Raw genomic sequence first — 20,797 nt, forward strand, 5'->3', positions numbered from 1 at the left:
CTCCCACCCCTAGAGACGCGGTGAGAGGTCGGGACGCGTGAGCACCCCGAACTCGTGCCGCAGAGCGCTCAGAGCCGACCACCATCCGGCCAGCCCATGAACGCCTGGGCCCGGGCTCGTCGAGGACGAGCACAGATAGACGCCGCCCATGGGCGTCCGCCACGGGTCGCGTGCGAGCAACGGGCGGGCGATCAGCTGATCGAGCGACGGGATGCCGGCGGAGATGTCACCCTCGGGATAGTTGAGGTTGCGCGCGGCGACCTGCTGCGCGGTCTCCGAGTGGGTCGCGAGGATCGTGTCGCGGAAGCCCGGCGCGAACCGCTCGATCTGGCGCACGATCGCCTCGGTCCGGTCGACCTCGCTGCCCGCGGGAACGTGCGTGTATGCCCACAGGGTGTGATGGCCCTCCGGCGCCCGGCCCGCATCGAACAGCGACGGCTGCGCGACGAGCACATACGGCGCGTCGGGCAGCCGGCCGGCGCGCACCGCGTTCTCGGAGGCGGCGATCTCCGGCCGGGTCCCGCCGACGTGGACAGTGCCGCTCTGCGCGATCGCGGGATCGCGCCACGGCACCGGCGCGGACAGGGCGAAGTCGACCTTCGCCACCGCGTCACCGTACCGGAAGCGCTCGAGGCGGTGCCGATAGCGCGTCGGCATCCGGTCCCCGGCGATCGCGATGAGGGCGCGCGGCGTCACGTCGAGCATCACGGCGCGCGCGCTCGGCAGCTCGTCGAGCGAATCGATACGGCGTCCCGAGAACAGCTCGCCGCCGTGCGCACGGATGTCGTCGACCATGGCGGCCACGATCGCCCCGCTTCCGCCGATCGGGATCGGCCACCCGCGGGCATGACCGTATGTCGCGAGGGTGAGGCCGCCGCCGGCTGCCGCGAGACTCGGGAGGCCGAGAATGGTGTGGGCCGCGACCCCCGACATGAGGGCCGGGGCCGCCTGCTCGCGGAACCGCAGGCTCCATGCCGGTGTCCCCTGCTCGAGGGTGCGCAGGCCGAACCAGGCCGCGGCGATCGGATCGCCGGGCACGCGCAGCAGCGATCCACCGGTGAAGTCCGCGATGCCGCGCACGCGCTCGACGAGCGGCGCCATCAGCCGGGCATACGCGCGGCCGTCGGCACCGAGCCCCTCCGCCGTGCGGTCGAGATCGCGGTACGCCAGCGCCGCGCCGCCGTCGAGAGGGTGCGCGTACGACACCTCGGGCACGACGAACTCGACGCGGTGGCGCAGTCCGAACTCGCGGAAGAAGGCGGATTCGAATGCGAGCGGGTGCACCGCCGAGCACAGGTCGTGCAGGTAGCCGGGGAGGGTGATCTCCCCGGAGGCCGCCCCGCCGCCGAAGTGATCCTCGGCTTCGAACACCGCGACCGAGAGCCCGGAGCGCGCCAGGGTGACGGCCGCCGCCAGCCCGTTCGGCCCGGAGCCGACGATGACGGCGTCGTACTCGGTCGTCACCGTCCCGCGCCGCCCTCCGCGAGGTGCGCGAGCCGACGCAGGGTCTCGGCGTTGCGCACGTGCAGGGGCAGGTCGAGCAGCGGTTGCGGGATGAACGACCCCGGCCCCTCCGCGGCCACTTCCTGAATGCGCACGACGCAGTCATCGCCTCGGGGCTTGACGTCGATGGTGATGTGGGCTTCGCCGATCGGCCAGCCGCGCGCCTGCAGCACCATGCGGTGCGGCGGATCGAATTCGAGCACCGACGTGCTGTCGTCGATGACGAAGGGCCACACCCCGAAGGAATGGTGCAGACGCGACCCCTTCTGGGGCCAGGCGGGACTGACATCGCGCATGCGCGAAGCACCGACGACCCACGCCGGGAACAGCCAGCCGTCGTTCAGGACCGCGAAGACGTCTTCGGGGGCGCAGCGCATGAGTCGGACGTTACGCGACATGGCAGTCTCCTCTCCGGGGCGGAGTCACGGCTGCAGCACCACCTTGATGCAGCCGTCCTCCTTCTTCTGGAAAGTCTCGTAGAGGCCCGGCGCGTCGGACAGCGGCGCGCGGTGGGTCGTCAGATCCATGACGCCGAGCGGGTCAGCGGGGTCTTCGACGAGAGGCAGCAGGTCATCGATCCACCGCTTGACGTTGCACTGACCCATCCGAAGGCTCAGCTGCTTGTCGAACATCGTCTTCATCGGCATCATGTCGGCCTCGCCGGCGTACACGCCGCTGAGCGAGACGGTGCCGCCGCGGCGGACGATGTCGATCGACGAGTGGAGCGCCGCCAGCCGATCGAGCCCGCCGGTCTCCAAGACCTTCTGAGCCAGGGCATCGGGCAGCAGCCCCAACGCCTTGTGCACCGTCGAGACGGCGGGGTTCCCGTGGGCCTCCATGCCGACGGCATCCACGACGGCGTCCGCGCCGCGCCCGTCGGTGAGGTCGCGGAGTTCGTCGACCACCGAGTCGGTCAGGTCGAACACGTCCGCACCGTGCCGCTCCGCCATCGCTCGCCGTTCGGCGACCGGGTCGACCGCGAGCACCCGGTACCCTCGGTGCACACCGACGCGCGCGACGAACTGGCCGACGGGCCCCAGCCCCATCACCGCGAGAGTGCCGCCCTCGGGAACATCGGCGTACTCCACGCCCTGCCACGCGGTCGGCAGGATGTCGCTGAGGAAGAGGTACCGGTCGTCGGGGAGGTCGTTGCCGACGCGGATGTGGTTGTAGCCCGCGAGCGGCACCCGCAAGTACTCGGCCTGACCGCCGGGGACCTGGCCGTACAGCTTGGTGTAGCCGAACAGCGACGCGCCGCTGCCGTACTCGGTGACCTGCGTCGTCTCGCACTGCGACTGCAGCCCGCGCCGGCACATGAAGCAGTGCCCGCACGAGATGTTGAACGGCACGACGATGCGGTCTCCGACCGCCAGGTTCGTGACGGCCGAGCCGACCTCGACGACGACGCCCATCGGCTCGTGTCCGAGCACGTCGCCGCTGTCGATGAACGGCCCGAAGATCTCATACAGGTGCAGGTCGGAGCCGCAGATCGCGGTCGAGGTGATCCGCACGATCGCATCGGTGGGCTCGAGGATCTCGGGGTCGGGCACCGTCTCGACGGAGACGTTGCGGCGCCCCTGCCAGGTGAGGGCCTTCATCGCTCGACCTCCGGCTCGTCACCGTCGGCCTCGGGCGTACCGGGCCCAGGTCCCGGACGCACGGCGGCCGAGTCGGCGATGTCGATGCGCGTGACGCCGTCGTGCTCGCTCGTCTCGATCCGCGGCGCCGCGTCGGCCTCGGTCGATCCGCCGGCGCGCAGCAGTTCCTCGCGGCGGGCGTCTTCGTCGGTCAGGGGTTCGGATGCGTCGGACATGGGGTGACCGTAGGCACATCGTCCCGCCCGGGGCGAGGGGATGGCGGGGGTTGGACAAGCGTGATAGCCAGAGACGACGACCCCATCTCGGAAGGAGACCGTCGATGTCACGAGACGACGCGAAGCCCAGCCAGGCCGAAGGCGCCGACCCCGATCACCCCGACACGGGCGAAGCCCCGGAAGAGGAGACGGGACACCCCTCGCAGGCTGAGGGCGAAGACAGCTGACACGACGAAGCGGGGGCCGACACCACTGATATGGAGTCGGCCCCCGCTTCGTTCGGGAGTCAGGCGCTGCGCTCGGCGATCTCGTCGAGGGCGGAAGCGAGGAGGTCGATGACCTCGGCCGCGATGGCGGTACGCTCAGGGTCGAGCTCATCGATGACCGTCACAATCGCTCGGTGATGGGCGGCGAAGGCGGCATCCACCCGCTCGACGGCGGCGGCGGTCGGAACGAGGTAGTGCGCCCGGCGGTCGCTGGGGTGCTGCACGCGCTCGACCAGGCCCTTCGAGGCGAGACGCTCGACGACATTGGTGACCGTGGCGCTCGAGGTGGCGAGCATGACGATGAGGTCCTTGGGCCCGAGATCGCGGCCGTCGCGGTGTCCCTGAACGAGGTAGCGCAGCGCGGTCAAGTCGATCGCCGACAGCTCGGAGGCGCGCACGGCGAGCCCGGCCTGCACCTGTTCCGCACGCCGCAGACGCAGGACGGCGTCGCTCAGCCGACGACCGACCTCGTCACGAGGTTGATCCGCGTACAGGTGAAGTCCTTCATGACGGACGACGTTTCGAGGCATCGGGTTGCCACCTCCTCCGACAGCATCCTAGAACACTAGCCCAGCTTGACAGATTCTGTCTTTCACAGATGGTGAGATACATAGGATCTAAGAATTGACAGAAACTGTCTTGTCTGGCTAGATACTTAACGAGGGAACCAACACTTCACTCGCTCATCGACGATCTCAGGAGGACAGCATGGGACAGCTCCACTACGGAAACTCCGACACCCGAATCGAGATCCCGGACCGCCTGCTCGCGCACCTCAAAGTCGTCATCGCGACGAAGCTGCGGCGCAACGAGAGCTTCATGATGTCGTGGACGGCCGACGACGGTCGTTCCTCGATCTGGCTGCAGCCGTCCATCCCGCTGCGCTTCGTCTTCGAAAGCGCCGACATGGAGGTCCTCAACCCGGCCGCCATCCGCGACATGGCCAATGCGGCGACGTCGTCCGCCGGACTCGTCGTCGCGCTGGACCAGGAGATCCCCGAGGCCCCGCAGCGTGAGCTGCGGCCGGTGACCGCCGGAGTGCCGCGACTGAAGGTCCCGGCGTAACCCGTACCGAACACTTCACGCCGTCGTCGGTCGTTCCTATAATCGGAACGTCCGGCGGCGGCGTTGCCGTCGGTGCTCGAAAAATGGGCACGAAGCGGCATCCGCGCGTGAGACACATACGGCCTCCATCACCGTTCCGTCTCGAAAGGCATCGCCATGCCCTCCGTCTCCGCGCACGTCGCCGCCGCCCTCTCCCGACACGTCTCGCACGTCTTCGGCGTGATGGGCAATGGCAACGCACACCTGCTCGATGCGCTCGAGCGCTCCCCCGGCGTCACCTTCACCGCGCTCCGTCATGAGGCGGGCGGCGTGGTGTCCGCCGATGCCCACTACCGTGCCGGCGGAGGCCTCGCGGCCGCGACCGCGACGTACGGAGCGGGGTTCACCAACACCCTGACACCGCTCGCGGAGGCAGCGCAGGCACGCACCCCGCTGGTCCTCGTCGTCGGCGATGCGCCGACGTCCGGCCCGCGCCCGTGGGACGTCGACCAGATCGCGCTCGCCTCGGCGGTCGGAGTCCGCACCTACACGGTGGGCCGGGCGGATGCCGCGGCCGCGACCGTCATCGCGATCGAGCACGCCCTCGCGTACTCCTCCCCCGTCGTGCTGGCGATCCCCTACGACGTCGCCAAAGCCGACGCCGGCCCGCTCACCCGTACCCCCGAGCCGCGGCGAGCGCCTGAGCTCGCTCCCGCCACGCCGTTCGCGACCGGAACCGTGACGCAGATCGCCCGCGCACTGGCGGGCGCGCAGCGGCCCCTCCTCCTCGCGGGCCGCGGCGCGTGGCTCGCCGGAGCGGGCACCGCTCTCGGCGCGATCGCCGACGCGACGGGAGCGGTGACCGCGACCACGGCTCTCGGGCGCGGGGTCTTCCCGCGTCCGGAGTTCGATCTCGGCGTGACCGGCGGATTCGGCGCCGACGGGGCGATGTCCGTCATCCGCGACGCCGATGTCGTGCTCGTCGTCGGCGCGTCTCTCAACCAGTTCACGATGCGGTTCGGGACTCTGTTCGCCCCCGGGACGACGGTCGCTCAGATCGACACGGCACCCACGGCGACGCATCCGCACGTCGGGCTCTACCTGCGCGCCGACGCGGCCCTCGCGGCCCGGGCGATCGCCGACGAGCTCGCCGCGCTCGTCGCTCCGGCGAGCGGATGGCGCGAGTCGCTCGACATCGCCGCCCTGCGCGACCATCTCCCCGGCGACGCCCTCGCCCCCGACGGGCGTCTCGACCCGCGGTCCGCCGCGCGGCGGATCGGAGAGCTGCTGCCCGAGGACCGCGTCGTCGTGTCGGACGGTGGCCACTTCATCGGATGGGCGAACATGTACTGGCCCGTGTCGTCACCCGACCGGATGATGATGGTCGGCACCGCCTATCAGTCGATCGGCCTCGGCTTCCCCTCGGTCCCCGGCGCAGCCCGCGCCCGTCCCGCCGCGACGATCGTGCTGACGACGGGCGACGGCGGCGGTCTCATGGCCGTCAGCGACCTCGAGTCGGCCGTCCGGGTCGCCGGCGGCCGCGGCCTCGCCGTCGTGTGGAACGACCGCGCGTACGGCGCCGAGGTGCACCTGTACGGCGCGCAGGGCCTCGCCCCCGCCCCCATGCTCATCCCCGAGGTCGACTTCGCCGCGCTGTGCCGCGCGGTCGGCGGCGAGGCCGTCGTGGTGCGCACGCTCGACGATCTCGAGGCCCTCGCCCGGTGGCGCGATCGCCCCGCCGATGAGCGCCCGTTCCTCCTGCTCGACCTGCGGGTGTCGGCGACGATCCGCGCCCCGTACCAGGAGGAGATCCTCCGCGTGAACTCCTAGGGCGAAGCCCTAGGCGCGCAGCAGGGCTCCCGCGAAGAAGGCGGTCAGCTCGTCGGTCGCGGTGAGCGGCAGCACAGCCGCGACGTACTGGTCGGGGCGGACGACAACGACGACTCCGTCGCGCGAGAGCCCGCGCTCGTCGAAGATGTCGGCATCGTGCCACGCGCTCGGTGCCGCGGCGAACACCTTCTCCCAGTCCGTCAGGCCGAGCGGGCCGGTGCGGGGGCGGAAGATGTCGGGCACGAGCGGCAGCTCGATCTCGTCGTACCGCTGCTGGTACACCACCTTGACGTCGAACACCGCGTCGACGTCCGCGCCCGCGGGGGTGTGCACGGACACCGGCGACACGGGCGACGCGAGCCACCGCGCGAAGTCGTCGAGCGCGGACGGCGCGCCCGGCAACGGGGCGTCGGCGAACGCGTAGATGCGCCACCGCCCGTCGGCCCGGGCATGGTGACCCAGGTGCACGGCGTTGCCGTCGGCGACGCGCGCGACCTCGACCGACGCGAATCGCATGCCGATCGGGAAGCCCGAAGCGAGGTCCTGGTGCGCGGCATCCGCGACGATCTCCGACGGGTCGTACCGGGTGCGGAAGCCGGAGGGGAACTCCGCCGTCGCGAGGTAGTGGGTCGCGAGATCCTGCGGGTCGGTGATCTCCTCGGGCTTGCGCGCCATGAGGGCCGACCACTCCCGGTCGAAGTCGATCAGCTGCTGCGCGACGGGGCGTCGTTCCGCCCCGTACGTCGACAGCAGCGACGGCGCCGCCAGGCCCGTCAGGACGTGGCCGAGCTTCCACCCGAGGTTGAAGCCGTCCTGCATCGAGACGTTCATCCCCTGCCCGGCCTTCGCGCTGTGGGTGTGGCAGGCGTCGCCGGTGAGGAACACGCGCGGCGCGCGCGGGGCGGCCGCCGGCACGTCGTCGAAGCCGTCGGTGACGCGATGCCCCACCTCGTAGACGCTGTGCCAGGCGACTTCTCTCACGTCGATCGAGTACGGGTGCAGGATCGCGTTGGCTCGCCGGATGATCTCGTCGATCGGCGTCTGCCGCACGCGATGATCGTCGTCGGGGGCGACCTCGCCGAGGTCGATGTACATGCGGCTGAGGTAACCGCCCTCGCGTGGGATGTGCAGGATGTTGCCCGCCGCTGAGTTGATCGCGCACTTGATGCGCCAGTCGGGGAAGTCGGTGTTCACCAGCACGTCCATGACGCCCCAGGCGTGCGCCGACGCCGCCCCGACGTGGACCCGGCCGATCGCGTCGCGCACGCGGCTGCGCGCGCCGTCGCATCCCGCGACGTACTTCGCGCGGATCGTGCGCTCCTCACCCGCCCGGGCGCCCCCGACATGACGCACCCGCACCTCGACCGGGAACTCGCCCTCCTCGCCGACGGTCAGCCCGAGGAACTCGACGCCGTAGTCGGGCACGACGCGCCCCGGTCCCTGCGCCGCGGCCTCGGCGAAGTAGTCGAGCACGCGCGCCTGGTTGACGATCAGGTGCGGGAACTCGCTCATCCGCAGCGCATAGTCCTCCGTGCGCATGGTGCGCACGATGCGCGTCGGATCCTCCGGGTCGGGTGCCCAGAAGTTCATCCAGCCGATGTTGTAGGCCTCCGCCATGATGCGCTCGGCGAATCCGAACGCCTGGAAGGTTTCCACGCTCCGCGGCTGGATGCCGTCTGCCTGCCCCAGCTCGAGACGCCCCTCGCGGCGCTCGATCAACCTCACGTCGACATCGGGGAACTGCGACAGCTGCGCCGCCAGCAGCATCCCCGCCGGTCCCGAGCCGACGATGAGGACGTCGGTCTCGTCGGGCAGCTCGGCGGGGCGGTGCAGCCCGCGACCGGCCGCGGGCTGCACGCGCGGATCTCCCGAGACGTAGCCGTGATGATGGAACTGCATCGTGCCCTCCTCGCCGCCGCGGTCAGCGCCGGCCGGTGCCGACGATCGGGCTGACCGACTGCTCGGCCTCGTGGTCGGGGTCGAGCGGGATGCCGCTGCGGTCGCGCAGCAGCAGCGTCGCGACGAGCCCGAGCACCGTCATCCCCGCCAGGTACCAGGTCACCGACATGGTCGATCCCGTCGCCTGCACGAGCGCGGTGGCGATCGTCGGCGCGAACGCGCCGCCGAGGATGGCGCCGATGGCGTAGGAGATCGAGACGCCCGAGAACCGGATGGATGCCGGGAAGAGCTCGGCGTACAGGGCGGCCTGCGGACCGTACGTCAGGCCCAGGCCGATCGTCAGGATCGCCAGCCCGGCGAAGAGGAGGCCGATGCTTCCGGTGTTCACGAGCGGGAAGAGAGCGAACACGCCCGCGAGCTGGAGGATCCAGCCGGCGATGTAGGTCGTGCGGCGCCCGATGCGGTCGGAGAGGAACCCGGCGATGAGCGTCGTGACGAGCCAGGTGACCGCCGAACCGGCGACCGCCCACAGGACCGGTTCGCGGTCGAACCCGAGCGGTCCGTCGGGGTTGGTGGCGTAGTTCTGGATGTAGCCGCCGGTGGTCATGTAGCCGACGGCGTTGTTCCCCGCGAAGACGAACGCGGCGATGATCACGAGAGCGGCGTGCTTGCGGAAGAGCTGCACGATCGGCATGTGGGCCTTCTCGCGCCGCTCGGCGAGCTCGGTGAACACGGGGCTCTCCTCCACGCGGCGACGCACGTACCAGCCGACGAGGATGAGCACGACGCTCAGGAGGAACGGGACCCGCCAGCCCCAGGCCAGGAACGCCTCGCCGGGAGCGATCATGGCCATGAGCGCCATCACTCCGGACGCGAGGAGGAGGCCGAGCGGTACGCCGATCTGCGGCGACGCGCCGAATGCGCCACGGCGCGTCTTCGGGGCGTGCTCGACGGCCATGAGCACGGCACCGCCCCATTCGCCGCCGGCCGAGATGCCCTGGACGATGCGCAGCAGCACGAGGATGACCGGCGCGGCGAGGCCGATCGTCTCGTACGTGGGCAACAGGCCGATCAGTGCCGTCGCGACGCCCATGAGGATGAGCGTCCACATCAGCACGAGCTTGCGCCCGAGCCGGTCGCCGAGATGGCCGGCGAGGAAGGCGCCGAGGGGCCGGAAGAGGAAGCTCACCCCGACGGTGGCGAAACCGATCAACGCGCTGTTGGCGCCGAGCGGAGCGAAGAAGAGCTGGCCGAAGACCAGCCCGACCGCCGTGGCGTAGATGAAGAAGTCGTACCACTCGACCGTCGTCCCGACGACGGTGGCGAAGACCACGCGGCGGCGGTCGGCGGCGGTGGCGATGGTCCCGGTCGGAGTGAAGCCGCTGCGTGCGGCCGGACCGGGGGTGGATGTGGGGGTGCTCATCTTCGTGCTCCCGAGGTGTCGACGACGTTGTCTGCAGACGTTGTTCTGCTGGCAATGATCATATACGATTTCGAATATGAGACAAGAGCGAGGAAGCTCCGGTCGACCGGGCAAGATCATCGCGGTCCACCTGAGCTATGCATCCCGGGCCGCGCAGCGCGGGCGCACGCCCGCCGCCCCCTCATACTTCCTGAAGGCGTCGAGCTCGATCGCCGGGAGCGGCGACACGGTCGAACGCCCGGCGGGTACCGAGCTGCTGGCGTTCGAGGGCGAGATCGCGCTCGTCATCGGGCGCGACGCGCACCGGGTCGGCCTCGCCGAGGCCTGGGACCACGTCGCCGCCGTCACCGCGGCCAACGACCTCGGCGTCTACGACCTGCGCGCCGCCGACAAGGGATCGAACCTCCGCTCGAAGAGCCGCGACGGCTTTACTCCCCTCGGCCCCGACCTCATCGACGCCCGGACCGTCGACCCGCACCGTCTCCGCGTCCGCGCCTGGGTCAACGGCGACCTCGTGCAGGACGACACCACCGGCGGCCTGCTGTTCCCGCTGGCGCAGATCGTCGCCGACCTCTCGCAGCACCTGACCCTCGAGACCGGCGACGTCATCCTGACCGGCACGCCGGCCGGATCGTCGGTCATCGTCCCCGGCGACGTCGTCGAGATCGAGGTCGACGCGCTCGACACCGGCGCCACGTCGGGACGACTCGTGACGACCGTCGTCGCCGACGAGGGCGCCGCGTTCGATCCCGCGCTCGGCTCGCTTCCCACGGTCGACGACATCCAGCGCGAGGAGGCCTGGGGATCGCGCGAAGCTGCCGGGCTGCCGGACGAGCCGGCATCCGGCCTTACCGACGATCTCCGGGCCAAGCTCGAGCGCGTGCCCGTCGCGGCACTGTCGCAGCAGCTGCGCAAGCGCGGGCTCGACGACGTGACGATCGACGGCGTGCGGCCGATGCACCCCGCCAGCAAGCTCGTCGGAACGGCCGCCACGCTGCGGTTCGTGCCGTTCCGCCCCGACCTCTTCGCCCGGCACGGCGGCGGCTTCAACGCGCAGAAGCAGGTGTTCGACGCGGTCTCGCCCGGCGAGGTCATCGTCATCGAGGCGCGCGGCGAGACCGGATCGGGCACGCTCGGCGACATCCTGGCCCTCCGCGCCCGGACCCGGGGAGCCGCCGGCGTCGTCACCGACGGCGGCGTGCGTGACTACGCCGCCGTCGCCGAGATCGGGCTGCCCGTCTATGCCGCGGGCGCGCATCCGGCCGTGCTCGGGCGCAAGCACGTCCCGTGGGAGGCGGGCGGAACCATCGCCTGCGGCGGCGCGACCGTCCAGCCCGGAGACGTCATCGTGGGCGACGCCGACGGGGTCATCGTCGTCCCGCCGCCTCTCGTCGCCGAGGTCGTCGATGCGGCCCTCGCTCAGGAGGACGAGGACGCCTGGATCGCCGCGCGCGTGGCGGAGGGCGCCTCGGTCGACGGGCTGTTCCCGATGAACGCGGCCTGGCGCGCCCGGTACGACGGCGAGCGCGGCGCATGACCTCCCCGACGCCTCCCCTGCCCGAGACGCAGAGCAAGTCGCAGCGCGCGTATCACTGGATCCGCGAGCGCATCGCCGAGCAGGAGTTCACCCCGGGGTACCGGCTCGTGCTCGGGACGATCGCCGGCGAGCTCGACATGAGCGTCGTCCCGGTGCGCGAGGCGATCCGCCAGCTCGAGGCCGAGGGCCTCGTGACCTTCGAGCGCAACATCGGCGCCCGCGTGGCGATGGTCGACGACTCGCAGTACCGCTTCAGCATGCAGGCGCTGTCGATCCTCGAGGGCGCCGCGACGGCGCTCGCGGCGCGCGCGCTGAGCGTCGACGACATCCGGCGTGCGCGCGAGATCAACGCGCTGATGACCGAGTCTCTCGATCACTTCGATCCGCGCTCGTTCACCCGGTTGAACCAGGAGTTCCACGCGACGCTGTTCGAGCAGTGCGCCAACCCTCGAATGCTCGAACTCGTGCAGGCCGAATGGGCACGGCTCGGACACCTGCGCGACTCGACCTTCAGCTTCGTCCCGGGCCGCGCGCAGGAGTCGGTGCGGGAGCACGAGCACATCCTGGCGCTGATCGAACGAGGGGCGCCCCTCACCGAGATCGAGCACGCCGCGCGGCGCCACCGCTCGGCCACCCTCGACGCCTACATGACGCACGAGCACCCCGATCAGGCGCTCGGCCTGCCCAACTTCTGACCGCCCCCTGCTGCAAGGACGCACGAGATGACCGACACGACGCTCACCGCCCCCCACACGCCCGCGGACCTGCCCGGCGCCATCCGTCACTACATCGACGGGTCGCTCGTCGACTCGGTCGACGGCGCGACGTTCGACGTGCTCGACCCCGTCACCGGACGCGTGTACCTGCAGGCGGCCGCCGGCAAGAAGGCCGACGTCGATGCGGCCGTCGCGGCAGCCCGCCGCGCGTTCGCCGAGGGGCCGTGGCCGCGGATGCTCCCGCGCGAGCGCTCGCGCGTGCTGCACCGCATCGCCGACCTGGTCGAGTCTCGCGACGCCCGCCTCGCCGAGCTCGAGTCGTTCGACTCCGGACTCCCCATCACGCAGGCGCTCGGCCAGGCCCGGCGGGCCGCCGAGAACTTCCGGTTCTTCGCCGACCTGATCGTCGCCCAGGCCGACGACACCTACAAGGTGCCCGGCCGTCAGATCAACTACGTCAACCGCAAGCCCATCGGCGTCGCCGGCCTCATCACGCCGTGGAACACCCCGTTCATGCTCGAGTCGTGGAAGCTCGCCCCGGCGCTCGCCACCGGCAACACGGTCGTGCTGAAGCCCGCCGAGTTCACGCCCCTGTCCGCGTCGCTGTGGGCGGGCATCTTCGAGGAGGCCGGACTGCCGCCGGGGGTCTTCAACCTGGTCAACGGCCTCGGCGAGGACGCGGGCGACGCGCTCGTGAAGCACCCCGACGTGCCGCTCATCTCGTTCACGGGCGAGAGCTCGACGGGGCAGCTGATCTTCGCCAACGCGGCGCCGCACCTCAAGGGACTGTCGATGGAGCTGGGCGGGAAGAGCCCGGCGATCGTCTTCGCCGACGCGGATCTCGACGCGGCGATCGACGCCACGATCTTCGGTGTGTTCTCTCTCAACGGCGAGCGCTGCACGGCCGGCAGCCGCATCCTCGTCGAGCGCGCGGTGTACGACGAGTTCGTCGAACGCTACGCCGCGCAGGCCCAGCGGGTGCGAGTCGGCTTCCCCCACGACCCGGCGACCGAGGTGGGCGCGCTCGTGCATCCCGAGCACTTCGAGAAGGTCATGTCGTACGTCGAGCTCGGAAAGAGCGAGGGCCGCCTCGTCGCCGGCGGCGGACGCCCCGAGGGGTTCGAGAGCGGCACCTTCGTCGCCCCGACCGTGTTCGCCGACGTCGCTCCGACGGCGCGGATCTTCCAGGAGGAGATCTTCGGCCCGGTCGTCGCGATCACCCCGTTCGACACGGATGCCGAGGCGCTGGACCTCGCCAACGACACGAAATACGGGCTCGCCGCCTACGTCTGGACCAACGACCTGAAGCGGGCGCACAACTTCTCGCAGGCCGTGGAGGCGGGGATGGTCTGGCTCAACTCCAACAACGTGCGCGACCTGCGCACCCCGTTCGGCGGGGTCAAGGCGTCCGGCCTCGGCCACGAGGGCGGCTACCGGTCGATCGACTTCTACACGCACCAGCAGGCGGTGCACATCACCCTCGGCGCGGTCCACAACCCGACTTTCGGCAAGAGCTGACCCGCCGCCCGGAACCGCCGGACCCACCCGACATCGAGAGCAAGGACGCTGTCATGACCCACCGCGACCAGATGACCCGGACCTCCTCGGGCTACTTCGTCAGCCAGGAGGCGCCGATCACCTGCGACGACCCGATCCCGACGCCGACGGCGCCGGCGCCCGACATCCTCCGCTGCGCCTACATGGAGCTGGTCGTCACCGACCTCGCCGCCTCACGGGAGTTCTACGTCGACGTGCTCGGGCTCTACGTCACAGAGGAGGACGACGAGGCGATCTACCTCCGTTCGACCGAGGAGTTCATCCACCACAACCTGATCCTGCGTCAGGGACCGGTCGCCGCCGTCGCGGCGTTCTCGTACCGCGTCCGGTCGGCCGACGACCTCGACCGCGCCGTCGCGTTCTACACCGAGCTGGGCTGCCGGGTGGAGCGGCGGCCGGGTGGCTTCGTGCGAGGCATCGGCGACTCTGTCCGCGTCGAGGATCCGCTCGGCTTCCCGTACGAGTTCTTCTTCCAGACCGAGCACGTCGAGCGCCTCTCGTGGCGCTACGACCTCCACACGCCCGGCGAGCTCGTGCGTCTGGATCACTTCAACCAGGTGACCCCGGACGTCCCGCGCGCCGTGCAGTTCATGCAGTCGCTCGGGTTCCGGGTGACCGAGGACATCCAGGATGACGCGGGCACGGTGTACGCGGCATGGATGCGGCGGAAACCGACCGTCCACGACACCGCGATGACCGGCGGTGACGGCCCCCGGATGCACCACGTGGCCTTCGCGACGCACGAGAAGCACAACATCCTCGCGATCTGCGACAAGCTCGGCGCGCTCCGCCGATCGGACGCGATCGAGCGGGGGCCGGGGCGCCACGGCGTCTCGAACGCGTTCTATCTCTACCTGCGCGACCCCGACGGACACCGCGTCGAGATCTACACGCAGGACTACTACACCGGCGACCCCGACAATCCCGTCATCACGTGGGACGTGCACGACAACCAGCGCCGCGACTGGTGGGGCAACCCCGTCGTGCCCTCCTGGTACACCGAGGCCTCCCTCGTCCTCGACCTCGACGGGAAGCCCCAGCCGCTCCGCGCCCGCACCGACGACTCGGAGATGGCCGTCACGATCGGCGCCGACGGGTTCTCGTACACCCGACCGGGCGACGACGGGTTGCCCGAGTACAAACAGGGCGAGTACAAGCTCGGCAACCAGCTCTGACCTCCAACCAACTCTGAGAGGACGCTCATGCTCTCCCCCGACGACATCGCCGCCATCGCGGACGACCTGGCCGAGGCCGATCGCACCCACGGCGTCATCCCGCGCATCACGGCACGGTATCCCGGCGCCACCGTCGAGGACTCGTACGCCATCCAGGGCGTGTGGCGCGACCGGATGATCGCCTCGGGCCGCCGGCTCGTGGGACGCAAGATCGGTCTGACCTCCCGAGCGATGCAACAGGCGACCGGAATCACCGAGCCCGACTACGGCGTCATGTTCGACGACACGGTCTACGGCTCGGGCGCCGAGATCGCCACCGAGCGGTTCTCGAACGTGCGCGTCGAGGTCGAGCTCGCCTTCGCGCTCGCCCGTCCCCTCGCCGGGCCGGACTGCACGCTCGACGACGCGCTCGACGCGATCGACTATGCCGTCCCGGCCCTCGAGATCCTCAACTCGCACATCGAGCTCGAGGGGCGCACGATCGTCGACACGATCGCCGACAACGCCGCTTACGGTGCGATGGTGCTCGGCACCGAGCGGCGACGTCCCGACGAGATCGACCTGCGGTGGGTGCCGGCGCTGCTCTCGCGCAACGGCGAGATCGAGGAGACCGGGGTGGCGGCGGGTGTCCTCGGCCATCCCGCGACGGGGGTCGCCTGGCTCGCCAACAAGGTGTCGCAGCACGGCGCGCGCCTGGAGGCGGGTGAGCTGATCCTCGCCGGGTCGTTCACGCGGCCGATGTGGGTGTCGCGCGGCGACGAGGTCCGCTGCGACTATGGCCCGATGGGAGTGATCGCATGCCGTTTCGTCTGACACCGACCTTCCGCGACGCCCTCGCTCGCGCGGACCGCCCGCTCGCGGGGATGTGGGTGTGCTCCGGGTCGCCGCTGGTCGCCGAGATCTGCGCCGGCGCCGGACTCGACTGGCTGCTCATCGACATGGAGCACTCTCCCAACGGAATCGAGTCCGTGCTCGCCCAGTTGCAGGCCGCCGCCGCGACACCGGTCACGACGATGGTGCGGGTTCCGACCGCTGACCCCGTCGTGATCAAGCAGGTGCTCGACCTCGGTGCGCAGAACCTGCTCGTGCCGATGGTGTCGTCGGTCGCCGAGGCCGAGGCGGTCGTGCGCGCGGTGCACTATCCGCCCCGCGGCATCCGGGGCGTCGGTTCCGCCCTCGCCCGTTCGGCCCGCTGGAACCGCGTCGACGACTACCTGGCCGAGGCCGAGCAGCACGTGTCGCTCGTCGTGCAGATCGAGACCGCCGCGGGGGTCGACGCCGCCGCGGGCATCGCTGCGGTCGACGGGATCGACGGCGTGTTCGTCGGCCCGAGCGATCTCGCCGCCTCGATGGGGCTGCTCGGACAGCAGTCCCACCCCGACGTGGTCGCCGCCGTCCGTCGCGTCTTCGCCGACGCCCGGTCCGCCGGCACACCGGCGGGCGCGAACGCCTTCGACCCCGCGCTCGCGCGCGGCTACGCCGAGGCCGGGGCGGACTTCCTGCTCGTCGGCGCCGACGTCGCGCTGCTGGCCCGCGGCTCGGAAGCGCTCGCGGCGGCCTGGGTGCCCGAGGCCGACCGCACCACCCGCGCCGGATACTGACGCGGGATCACCCCGGCACGGCGCGTGCGATGTGGAGAGCGAGGTAGGCGACCTCCTCGTCGGTGATCTCGATGTCGTGCTGCGTCCGCACGAGCGCACGCACGCGTTCGGCCGTCGCCGTCGCCCGAGGATGCCGCCGGCTCATGCTCTCGAAGAGGAAGCCGTCGTCGCTGTCGAGCATGCGCCCCGAGAACACCCGCTCGGCGAAGAACTGCAGGTGCACGAGGAAACGCGACGAATGCAGGTCGTCGCCGAAGGCGATCCCCGTGGTGTTCGACACGATCGTGGTCGCCGCCGAGATGAGCCGTACGACATGCATCGTGTCGGCACCGGCCCGCCCGTTGGCGGCGTTCGCGAGGTGGAACGCGATGTTGGCGGCCTCTTCGTCCGGCACATCCACGCGCATGCGCGCCCGCAGCAGCTCGACACCGCGGGATCCGACGGCGTACTCGTCGGGGTAGACGGTGCGTAGTTCCCATGCGAGCCGGTTCACGACGACGAGACCGCGACGGTGACGCTCGACGGCGAAGTGAAGGTGGTCGGTGAGCGTGAGGTAGATGTGCGGATCGAGATCGAGCCCCGAGGCCACGGCGTCACGGACGATCTCCCGGGTGAGCTCGACGAACTCACCCGGGATCTGCGCGAGCAGCTCGACGAGGTTCCGCTGATCGGCGTCGTCGAGCGCGACGAACACCCGATCGGTCGCGCCCTCGTCGACGACGTCGCCGGGTTTGGCACCGAATCCGATGCCCTTGCCCAGCAGCACCCGCTCGACGCCGCGCTCGTCATCGACGAGCACGACGCTCGAGTTGAGCACCTTCTTGATGATCTGCATGCCCGTCCTCATCGACCCGGCCTCACGCTCGTGGAGCAGGAGGGTCACCCGAGATCTGCGCCGTTCGTGGCGATCACCCGCTGGTACCACCAGAACGAATCCTTGCGCCGACGCTCACCGCTGCCCTGACCGAGATCGTCGAGGTCGACGTGAATGAAACCGTATCGCTTCGAGATCTGCGACGACGACGCACTGATGATGTCGATCGGCGCCCAGCTGGTGTAGCCCATCAGCTCGACGCCCTCGTCGACGGCCCGGATCATCTCGCGGAAGTGCGCCCGGAAATAGTCGATGCGGTAGGGGTCGTGGACGCGCCCGTCGGCGGTCAGCTCATCGCGCATGCCCAGCCCGTTCTCGACGATGAACAGCGGCTTGCCGTAGCGGTCGTACAGATCGATGAGCGAGATCCGCAGCCCGACCGGGTCGATCTGCCAGCCCCACTCGCTGGACTCGAGGTAGGGGTTCTTGACCCCGAGCACCGTGTTCCCCGGGGTCCGCTCGGCATCCGGGTCGACGGACTCGGCGAGGGTCATGTAATACGACAGCGAGATGAAATCGACGGGGTGCTCGCGCAGCAGCTCGGCATCCCCCTCGGCGAACGGGATCTCGACGCCCTGTCGCGCGAGCGCGTTCAGGGCGAGGCGGGGGTAGGCGCCGCCGGCCTGGACATCCGTGCAGAGGTAGAGCAGCCGGTCCTTCGCCTGGGTCGCGGCGATGTCGTCGGGGTGGCACGTCAGCGGGTAGGTCTTCAGCATGGTCAGCATGCAGCCCATCTGCGACTCGGGCCACATCTCGTGCAGCATCCGCGTCACCGAGGCCGAGGCCACGAACTGGTGATGGAGGGCGGTGTAGCAGGCCTGCAGGATGCTGCCTTCGACGGTCTCCTCGATGATGCCGCCCGAAGTGAGCGGATGCCGCACGATGCCGTCGATTTCGTTGAACGACAGCCACAGCTTGACCAGGTGCCCGAAGCGCTCGAAGCACGTGCGGGCGAAGCGCTCGAACAGGGCGATCGTGCCGCGATCGACCCAGCAGTTGTTCTTCAGGGCGAGGGCGAGCGGCGGGTCGTAGTGCGAGAGCGTGACGAGCGGTTCGATGCCCAGCCGCCGCATCTCGGTGAACAGCCCCTCGTAGAAGGCGATGCCGTCCTCGTTGGGTTCGGTCTCCTCGCCCGTCGGGTACAGCCGCGTCCACGCGATCGACACGCGCAGCACCGTGAACCCCATCTCGGCGAACAGGGCGAGATCCTCGGGATACCGGTGGTAGAAGTCGATGCCGCGGCGCTTGGGGTAGTACGTCTCGTCGTCATCGGCCATGGCGGCGGTGATGCTCTCGACCGTGTGCGCGTGATGGATCGCGTATTCGCGGGGGTCGACGTTCGGACGATACTTCGCGATGTCCGAGACGGCCGGACCGCGGCCGCCCTCGCGCCACGCGCCCTCGGCTTGATTGGCGGCGAGCGCGCCGCCCCACAGGAACGAATCAGACAGTGCCACGAGCGGCCTCCTTGGTACGAGCGGTGAAGATGCCGGTGCCCGCCTCGACGGGCCCGGTGAGGGCTTCGACGACCTCGAACGCGTCGCCGTTGAGGACGACGACCGGGGTGATCGTGTCGAAGCCGGCGAGGTGGATCGCCTCGAGGTCGGCCTCGAGGATCAGCTGCCCGCGTTCGACGCGATCGCCCTGCGCGACGTGGGCGACGAAGGGAGCTCCGTCGAGCTTGACCGTGTCGAGCCCGACGTGGACGAGGATCTCGACGCCGTCGTCGCCGGTGATGCCGAAGGCGTGCTTCGAGGGCAGCAGGCTCGAGACCACTCCCGACAGCGGCGCGTACACGGCGCCCGCACTGGGGCGGATCGCGACGCCGTCGCCGAGGATGCCGCCGCCGAAGACCGGGTCGTCGACGCGGTCGAGCGGGACGACCTCGCCCGCGACGGGGGCGACGAGGCGGCCGTCGCCGACCGGGTCGGGCGCGATCCCGCCCGCCGGGCCGGTCTGAGCCTCGAGGGCGCGGATCGTGCCCGAGTCGGAGTCCTTCCAGATGACGAGCGCGACGACGAAGGCGGTCGCGAAGGCGACGAGCGCCCCGATGACGGCATGGATGAGGTTCCACGGGTTGAGCACGTCGATGAACATCGAGATGCTCGCAGCCCCCGGGCTGACGAGCGCGAAGGCGCCCACGGCGGCGATGCCCAGGTAGACGCCGCCGGTCAGCGAGCCGGCGATCACCGCGAACAGCGCACGGCGGTTCTGCAGCGTCACGCCGTAGAGCGCGGGCTCGGTGATGCCGAAGAACGCGGAGATGCCCGACGAGATGGCCGTGCCGCGCAGAGTCTTGTTGCGGGTGCGGATAGCGACGGCCAGGCTCGAGCCCGATTCGGCGATGTTGTGGGCGAGCGAGGCCACGAGGTAGAAGGGGTCACGCCCCTGCTGTGCGACGGTGGCGATCGTGGGGGGGATGAACGCCTTGTGCATGCCCACCGAGATGATGAAGGGGAGCACGGCTGCCAGCAGCGCGATAGCGACCCAGCCGAGCGTGCCGTACAGCCAGAGCATGCCGCCGGTGAGCAGCGATCCGAGGCCGTAACCGAGGGGCCCGAGGGCGAAGATCATGATCGGCGAGACCACGATGAAGCACAGCAGCGGCACGAAGAAGGTGCGGATGGGCCCGGGCGTGATCTTCGTCGCCAGCTTCTCGACGGGCCACAGCAGCAGCACCGCGAGGATCGGCGGGAAGACCTGGGCGTTGTAGGAGATCGCGGGGATGGCGAGGCCGAAGAGCGCGACACCGCCCTCCTGCGTCAGCAGACCGGAGAACGTCGGGAACACCAAGAGCCCGACGATGCCGAGAGCCAGCGGGATGTTGACGCCCAGCTTCTTCGCGGCAGTGTAGGTCACCAGCAGCGGCAGGAAGAAGAACACCGCGTCGGGGATCGCCGAGAGCACCTGGTAGCTGGGGTCGGTCGTCTGCATCCACCCGAGCGCCGAGGCGAGGATCAGGAACGACTTGAAGATGCCCGCGCCGGCGATGGCCGGGATGATCGGGGTGAACACCGCGACGACGAAGTCCATGATCGCCGAGCCCGCGCGCTTCCATGTCAGCTTCGGACGGGTCTCCCCCGCCGCACGTGCCGCCGCACGCCCGCCGCGCAGCTTCTCGATCTCGGTGAAGTAGTCGCCCACCTTCGACCCGACGATGATCTGGGTCTGCGGACCGCGCACGACGCCGATGACGCCGGGCACCGCCTTCAGAGCCGCCTCATCGGCGCGGGCGTCGTCGACGAGATTGAATCGGAGCCGCGTCGAGCAGTGCTGCAGGGCGGCGATGTTCTCGGGTCCGCCGACGTGCTCGAGGATCGCGCCCGCGGCGTCCTTCGTGGTGGTCATCTTCGTTTTCCTCCTGTGGAATCCCGGACCGTACCGCCGGAGCGGCTCCGCTCCGGCCCCGGTCGGAGGCAATAAAAAAAGGACCCGACCGCCGTGCGATGCACGTACGTTCGGATCCTGCCTGCATGACCAGTCACATGTCCGAGATGATCGTCGCACGTTCCACGGCGGCACGCAAACGAGCACGGCGGGGCCGTCGCGCGGATGCGAC

General features: G+C 70.2%; 19 protein-coding genes. 9 read left to right on the forward strand and 10 right to left on the reverse strand.

Going from position 1 to position 20,797, the window contains the following annotated elements; all coding sequences use genetic code 11:
• Positions 1 to 9 precede the first annotated feature (9 nt).
• Genes ACI2K6_RS06220 through ACI2K6_RS06235 form a run of 4 tightly spaced genes read right to left on the reverse strand, consistent with a single transcriptional unit; the run spans position 10 to position 3,316 of the window.
• Positions 10 to 1,464, reverse strand: coding sequence for an NAD(P)/FAD-dependent oxidoreductase (locus tag ACI2K6_RS06220; protein ID WP_274178398.1), 1,455 nt, complete (start codon positions 1,462 to 1,464; stop codon positions 10 to 12).
• Positions 1,461 to 1,901 (reverse strand): SRPBCC family protein, encoded by a 441-nt coding sequence (locus tag ACI2K6_RS06225; protein ID WP_282502078.1) that lies wholly within the window; start codon positions 1,899 to 1,901, stop codon positions 1,461 to 1,463. The genes ACI2K6_RS06220 and ACI2K6_RS06225 overlap by 4 nt, the downstream gene beginning before the upstream one ends.
• A gap of 24 nt (positions 1,902 to 1,925) precedes the next feature.
• Positions 1,926 to 3,101 (reverse strand): zinc-dependent alcohol dehydrogenase, encoded by a 1,176-nt coding sequence (locus ACI2K6_RS06230; protein WP_404568277.1) that lies wholly within the window; start codon positions 3,099 to 3,101, stop codon positions 1,926 to 1,928.
• The gene (locus tag ACI2K6_RS06235) at positions 3,098 to 3,316 is read right to left on the reverse strand and encodes a multidrug transporter (protein ID WP_112616536.1); all 219 of its coding nucleotides are present in this window, start codon (positions 3,314 to 3,316) and stop codon (positions 3,098 to 3,100) included. Before ACI2K6_RS06235 ends, ACI2K6_RS06230 begins: the two co-directional genes overlap by 4 nt.
• A gap of 104 nt (positions 3,317 to 3,420) precedes the next feature.
• Here ACI2K6_RS06235 and ACI2K6_RS06240 point away from each other — a divergent pair, with 104 nt between their 5' ends.
• On the forward strand, positions 3,421 to 3,543 hold the full coding sequence (locus ACI2K6_RS06240) for a hypothetical protein (protein ID WP_258524624.1): 123 nt from the start codon (positions 3,421 to 3,423) through the stop codon (positions 3,541 to 3,543).
• 59 nt (positions 3,544 to 3,602) lie between these two features.
• Here ACI2K6_RS06240 and ACI2K6_RS06245 read toward each other — a convergent pair whose 3' ends face one another.
• Positions 3,603 to 4,112 carry a MarR family winged helix-turn-helix transcriptional regulator gene (locus ACI2K6_RS06245; protein WP_274178396.1) on the reverse strand — a complete coding sequence of 170 codons (510 nt, stop codon included), beginning with the start codon at positions 4,110 to 4,112 and terminating at the stop codon, positions 3,603 to 3,605.
• Positions 4,113 to 4,290: 178 nt separating this feature from the next.
• On the opposite strand from ACI2K6_RS06245, the gene ACI2K6_RS06250 reads away from it, so the two are divergent.
• The gene (locus ACI2K6_RS06250) at positions 4,291 to 4,647 is read left to right on the forward strand and encodes a hypothetical protein (protein ID WP_269267244.1); all 357 of its coding nucleotides are present in this window, start codon (positions 4,291 to 4,293) and stop codon (positions 4,645 to 4,647) included.
• Between the two features lie 156 nt (positions 4,648 to 4,803).
• Positions 4,804 to 6,456, forward strand: a complete 1,653-nt coding sequence (locus ACI2K6_RS06255) for a thiamine pyrophosphate-binding protein (protein ID WP_282502076.1) — start codon at positions 4,804 to 4,806, stop codon at positions 6,454 to 6,456.
• A gap of 9 nt (positions 6,457 to 6,465) precedes the next feature.
• Here the strand turns inward: ACI2K6_RS06255 and ACI2K6_RS06260 are convergent, their stop codons facing one another.
• Both ACI2K6_RS06260 and ACI2K6_RS06265 read right to left on the reverse strand, forming a co-directional pair.
• On the reverse strand, positions 6,466 to 8,355 hold the full coding sequence (locus ACI2K6_RS06260; RefSeq protein ID WP_282502075.1) for an FAD-dependent monooxygenase: 1,890 nt from the start codon (positions 8,353 to 8,355) through the stop codon (positions 6,466 to 6,468).
• A 22-nt stretch (positions 8,356 to 8,377) separates the two neighbouring features.
• Positions 8,378 to 9,778, reverse strand: coding sequence for an MFS transporter (locus ACI2K6_RS06265; protein WP_023952395.1), 1,401 nt, complete (start codon positions 9,776 to 9,778; stop codon positions 8,378 to 8,380).
• Between the two features lie 76 nt (positions 9,779 to 9,854).
• Here ACI2K6_RS06265 and ACI2K6_RS06270 point away from each other — a divergent pair, with 76 nt between their 5' ends.
• Genes ACI2K6_RS06270 through ACI2K6_RS06295 form a run of 6 tightly spaced genes read left to right on the forward strand, consistent with a single transcriptional unit; the run spans position 9,855 to position 16,364 of the window.
• Positions 9,855 to 11,315 carry a fumarylacetoacetate hydrolase family protein gene (locus ACI2K6_RS06270; RefSeq protein ID WP_282502074.1) on the forward strand — a complete coding sequence of 487 codons (1,461 nt, stop codon included), beginning with the start codon at positions 9,855 to 9,857 and terminating at the stop codon, positions 11,313 to 11,315.
• Complete coding sequence (locus ACI2K6_RS06275; protein ID WP_114589260.1) at positions 11,312 to 12,010, forward strand: GntR family transcriptional regulator; 699 nt, start codon at positions 11,312 to 11,314, stop codon at positions 12,008 to 12,010. The genes ACI2K6_RS06270 and ACI2K6_RS06275 overlap by 4 nt, the downstream gene beginning before the upstream one ends.
• A 27-nt stretch (positions 12,011 to 12,037) precedes the next feature.
• The gene (gene hpaE / locus ACI2K6_RS06280; RefSeq protein ID WP_282502073.1) at positions 12,038 to 13,549 is read left to right on the forward strand and encodes a 5-carboxymethyl-2-hydroxymuconate semialdehyde dehydrogenase; all 1,512 of its coding nucleotides are present in this window, start codon (positions 12,038 to 12,040) and stop codon (positions 13,547 to 13,549) included.
• Between the two features lie 53 nt (positions 13,550 to 13,602).
• Positions 13,603 to 14,763 carry a 3,4-dihydroxyphenylacetate 2,3-dioxygenase gene (hpaD, locus tag ACI2K6_RS06285; RefSeq protein ID WP_114589187.1) on the forward strand — a complete coding sequence of 387 codons (1,161 nt, stop codon included), beginning with the start codon at positions 13,603 to 13,605 and terminating at the stop codon, positions 14,761 to 14,763.
• Positions 14,764 to 14,790: 27 nt separating this feature from the next.
• Positions 14,791 to 15,576: a 2-keto-4-pentenoate hydratase gene (locus ACI2K6_RS06290; protein ID WP_282502071.1), complete on the forward strand. Its 786-nt coding sequence runs from the start codon at positions 14,791 to 14,793 to the stop codon at positions 15,574 to 15,576.
• Positions 15,561 to 16,364 (forward strand): HpcH/HpaI aldolase/citrate lyase family protein, encoded by an 804-nt coding sequence (locus ACI2K6_RS06295; RefSeq protein ID WP_282502070.1) that lies wholly within the window; start codon positions 15,561 to 15,563, stop codon positions 16,362 to 16,364. Before ACI2K6_RS06290 ends, ACI2K6_RS06295 begins: the two co-directional genes overlap by 16 nt.
• 7 nt (positions 16,365 to 16,371) lie before the next feature.
• Here the strand turns inward: ACI2K6_RS06295 and ACI2K6_RS06300 are convergent, their stop codons facing one another.
• Genes ACI2K6_RS06300 through ACI2K6_RS06310 form a run of 3 tightly spaced genes read right to left on the reverse strand, consistent with a single transcriptional unit; the run spans position 16,372 to position 20,586 of the window.
• Positions 16,372 to 17,199 (reverse strand): PRD domain-containing protein, encoded by an 828-nt coding sequence (locus ACI2K6_RS06300; RefSeq protein WP_112616976.1) that lies wholly within the window; start codon positions 17,197 to 17,199, stop codon positions 16,372 to 16,374.
• Positions 17,200 to 17,243: 44 nt separating this feature from the next.
• Complete coding sequence (locus tag ACI2K6_RS06305) at positions 17,244 to 18,695, reverse strand: family 1 glycosylhydrolase (RefSeq protein ID WP_282502069.1); 1,452 nt, start codon at positions 18,693 to 18,695, stop codon at positions 17,244 to 17,246.
• The gene (locus ACI2K6_RS06310) at positions 18,682 to 20,586 is read right to left on the reverse strand and encodes a beta-glucoside-specific PTS transporter subunit IIABC (protein WP_269267232.1); all 1,905 of its coding nucleotides are present in this window, start codon (positions 20,584 to 20,586) and stop codon (positions 18,682 to 18,684) included. The genes ACI2K6_RS06305 and ACI2K6_RS06310 overlap by 14 nt, the downstream gene beginning before the upstream one ends.
• Positions 20,587 to 20,797: the final 211 nt, after the last annotated feature.

Source organism: Microbacterium sp. NPDC006705, from assembly GCF_044903545.1.
Classification (GTDB): domain Bacteria; phylum Actinomycetota; class Actinomycetes; order Actinomycetales; family Microbacteriaceae; genus Microbacterium; species Microbacterium plantarum.

Coding starts and splice junctions, on each gene's coding strand:
- ACI2K6_RS06225 (WP_282502078.1), bottom strand. CDS start 1,901: ATGTCGCGTAACGTCCGACTCATGCGCTGCGCCCCCGAAGACGTCTTC.
- ACI2K6_RS06255 (WP_282502076.1), top strand. CDS start 4,804: ATGCCCTCCGTCTCCGCGCACGTCGCCGCCGCCCTCTCCCGACACGTC.
- ACI2K6_RS06295 (WP_282502070.1), top strand. CDS start 15,561: ATGCCGTTTCGTCTGACACCGACCTTCCGCGACGCCCTCGCTCGCGCG.
- ACI2K6_RS06245 (WP_274178396.1), bottom strand. CDS start 4,112: ATGCCTCGAAACGTCGTCCGTCATGAAGGACTTCACCTGTACGCGGAT.
- ACI2K6_RS06240 (WP_258524624.1), top strand. CDS start 3,421: ATGTCACGAGACGACGCGAAGCCCAGCCAGGCCGAAGGCGCCGACCCC.
- ACI2K6_RS06290 (WP_282502071.1), top strand. CDS start 14,791: ATGCTCTCCCCCGACGACATCGCCGCCATCGCGGACGACCTGGCCGAG.
- ACI2K6_RS06275 (WP_114589260.1), top strand. CDS start 11,312: ATGACCTCCCCGACGCCTCCCCTGCCCGAGACGCAGAGCAAGTCGCAG.
- ACI2K6_RS06260 (WP_282502075.1), bottom strand. CDS start 8,355: ATGCAGTTCCATCATCACGGCTACGTCTCGGGAGATCCGCGCGTGCAG.
- ACI2K6_RS06235 (WP_112616536.1), bottom strand. CDS start 3,316: ATGTCCGACGCATCCGAACCCCTGACCGACGAAGACGCCCGCCGCGAG.
- hpaE (WP_282502073.1), top strand. CDS start 12,038: ATGACCGACACGACGCTCACCGCCCCCCACACGCCCGCGGACCTGCCC.
- ACI2K6_RS06250 (WP_269267244.1), top strand. CDS start 4,291: ATGGGACAGCTCCACTACGGAAACTCCGACACCCGAATCGAGATCCCG.
- ACI2K6_RS06270 (WP_282502074.1), top strand. CDS start 9,855: ATGAGACAAGAGCGAGGAAGCTCCGGTCGACCGGGCAAGATCATCGCG.
- ACI2K6_RS06230 (WP_404568277.1), bottom strand. CDS start 3,101: ATGAAGGCCCTCACCTGGCAGGGGCGCCGCAACGTCTCCGTCGAGACG.
- ACI2K6_RS06265 (WP_023952395.1), bottom strand. CDS start 9,778: ATGAGCACCCCCACATCCACCCCCGGTCCGGCCGCACGCAGCGGCTTC.
- hpaD (WP_114589187.1), top strand. CDS start 13,603: ATGACCCACCGCGACCAGATGACCCGGACCTCCTCGGGCTACTTCGTC.
- ACI2K6_RS06310 (WP_269267232.1), bottom strand. CDS start 20,586: ATGACCACCACGAAGGACGCCGCGGGCGCGATCCTCGAGCACGTCGGC.
- ACI2K6_RS06300 (WP_112616976.1), bottom strand. CDS start 17,199: ATGCAGATCATCAAGAAGGTGCTCAACTCGAGCGTCGTGCTCGTCGAT.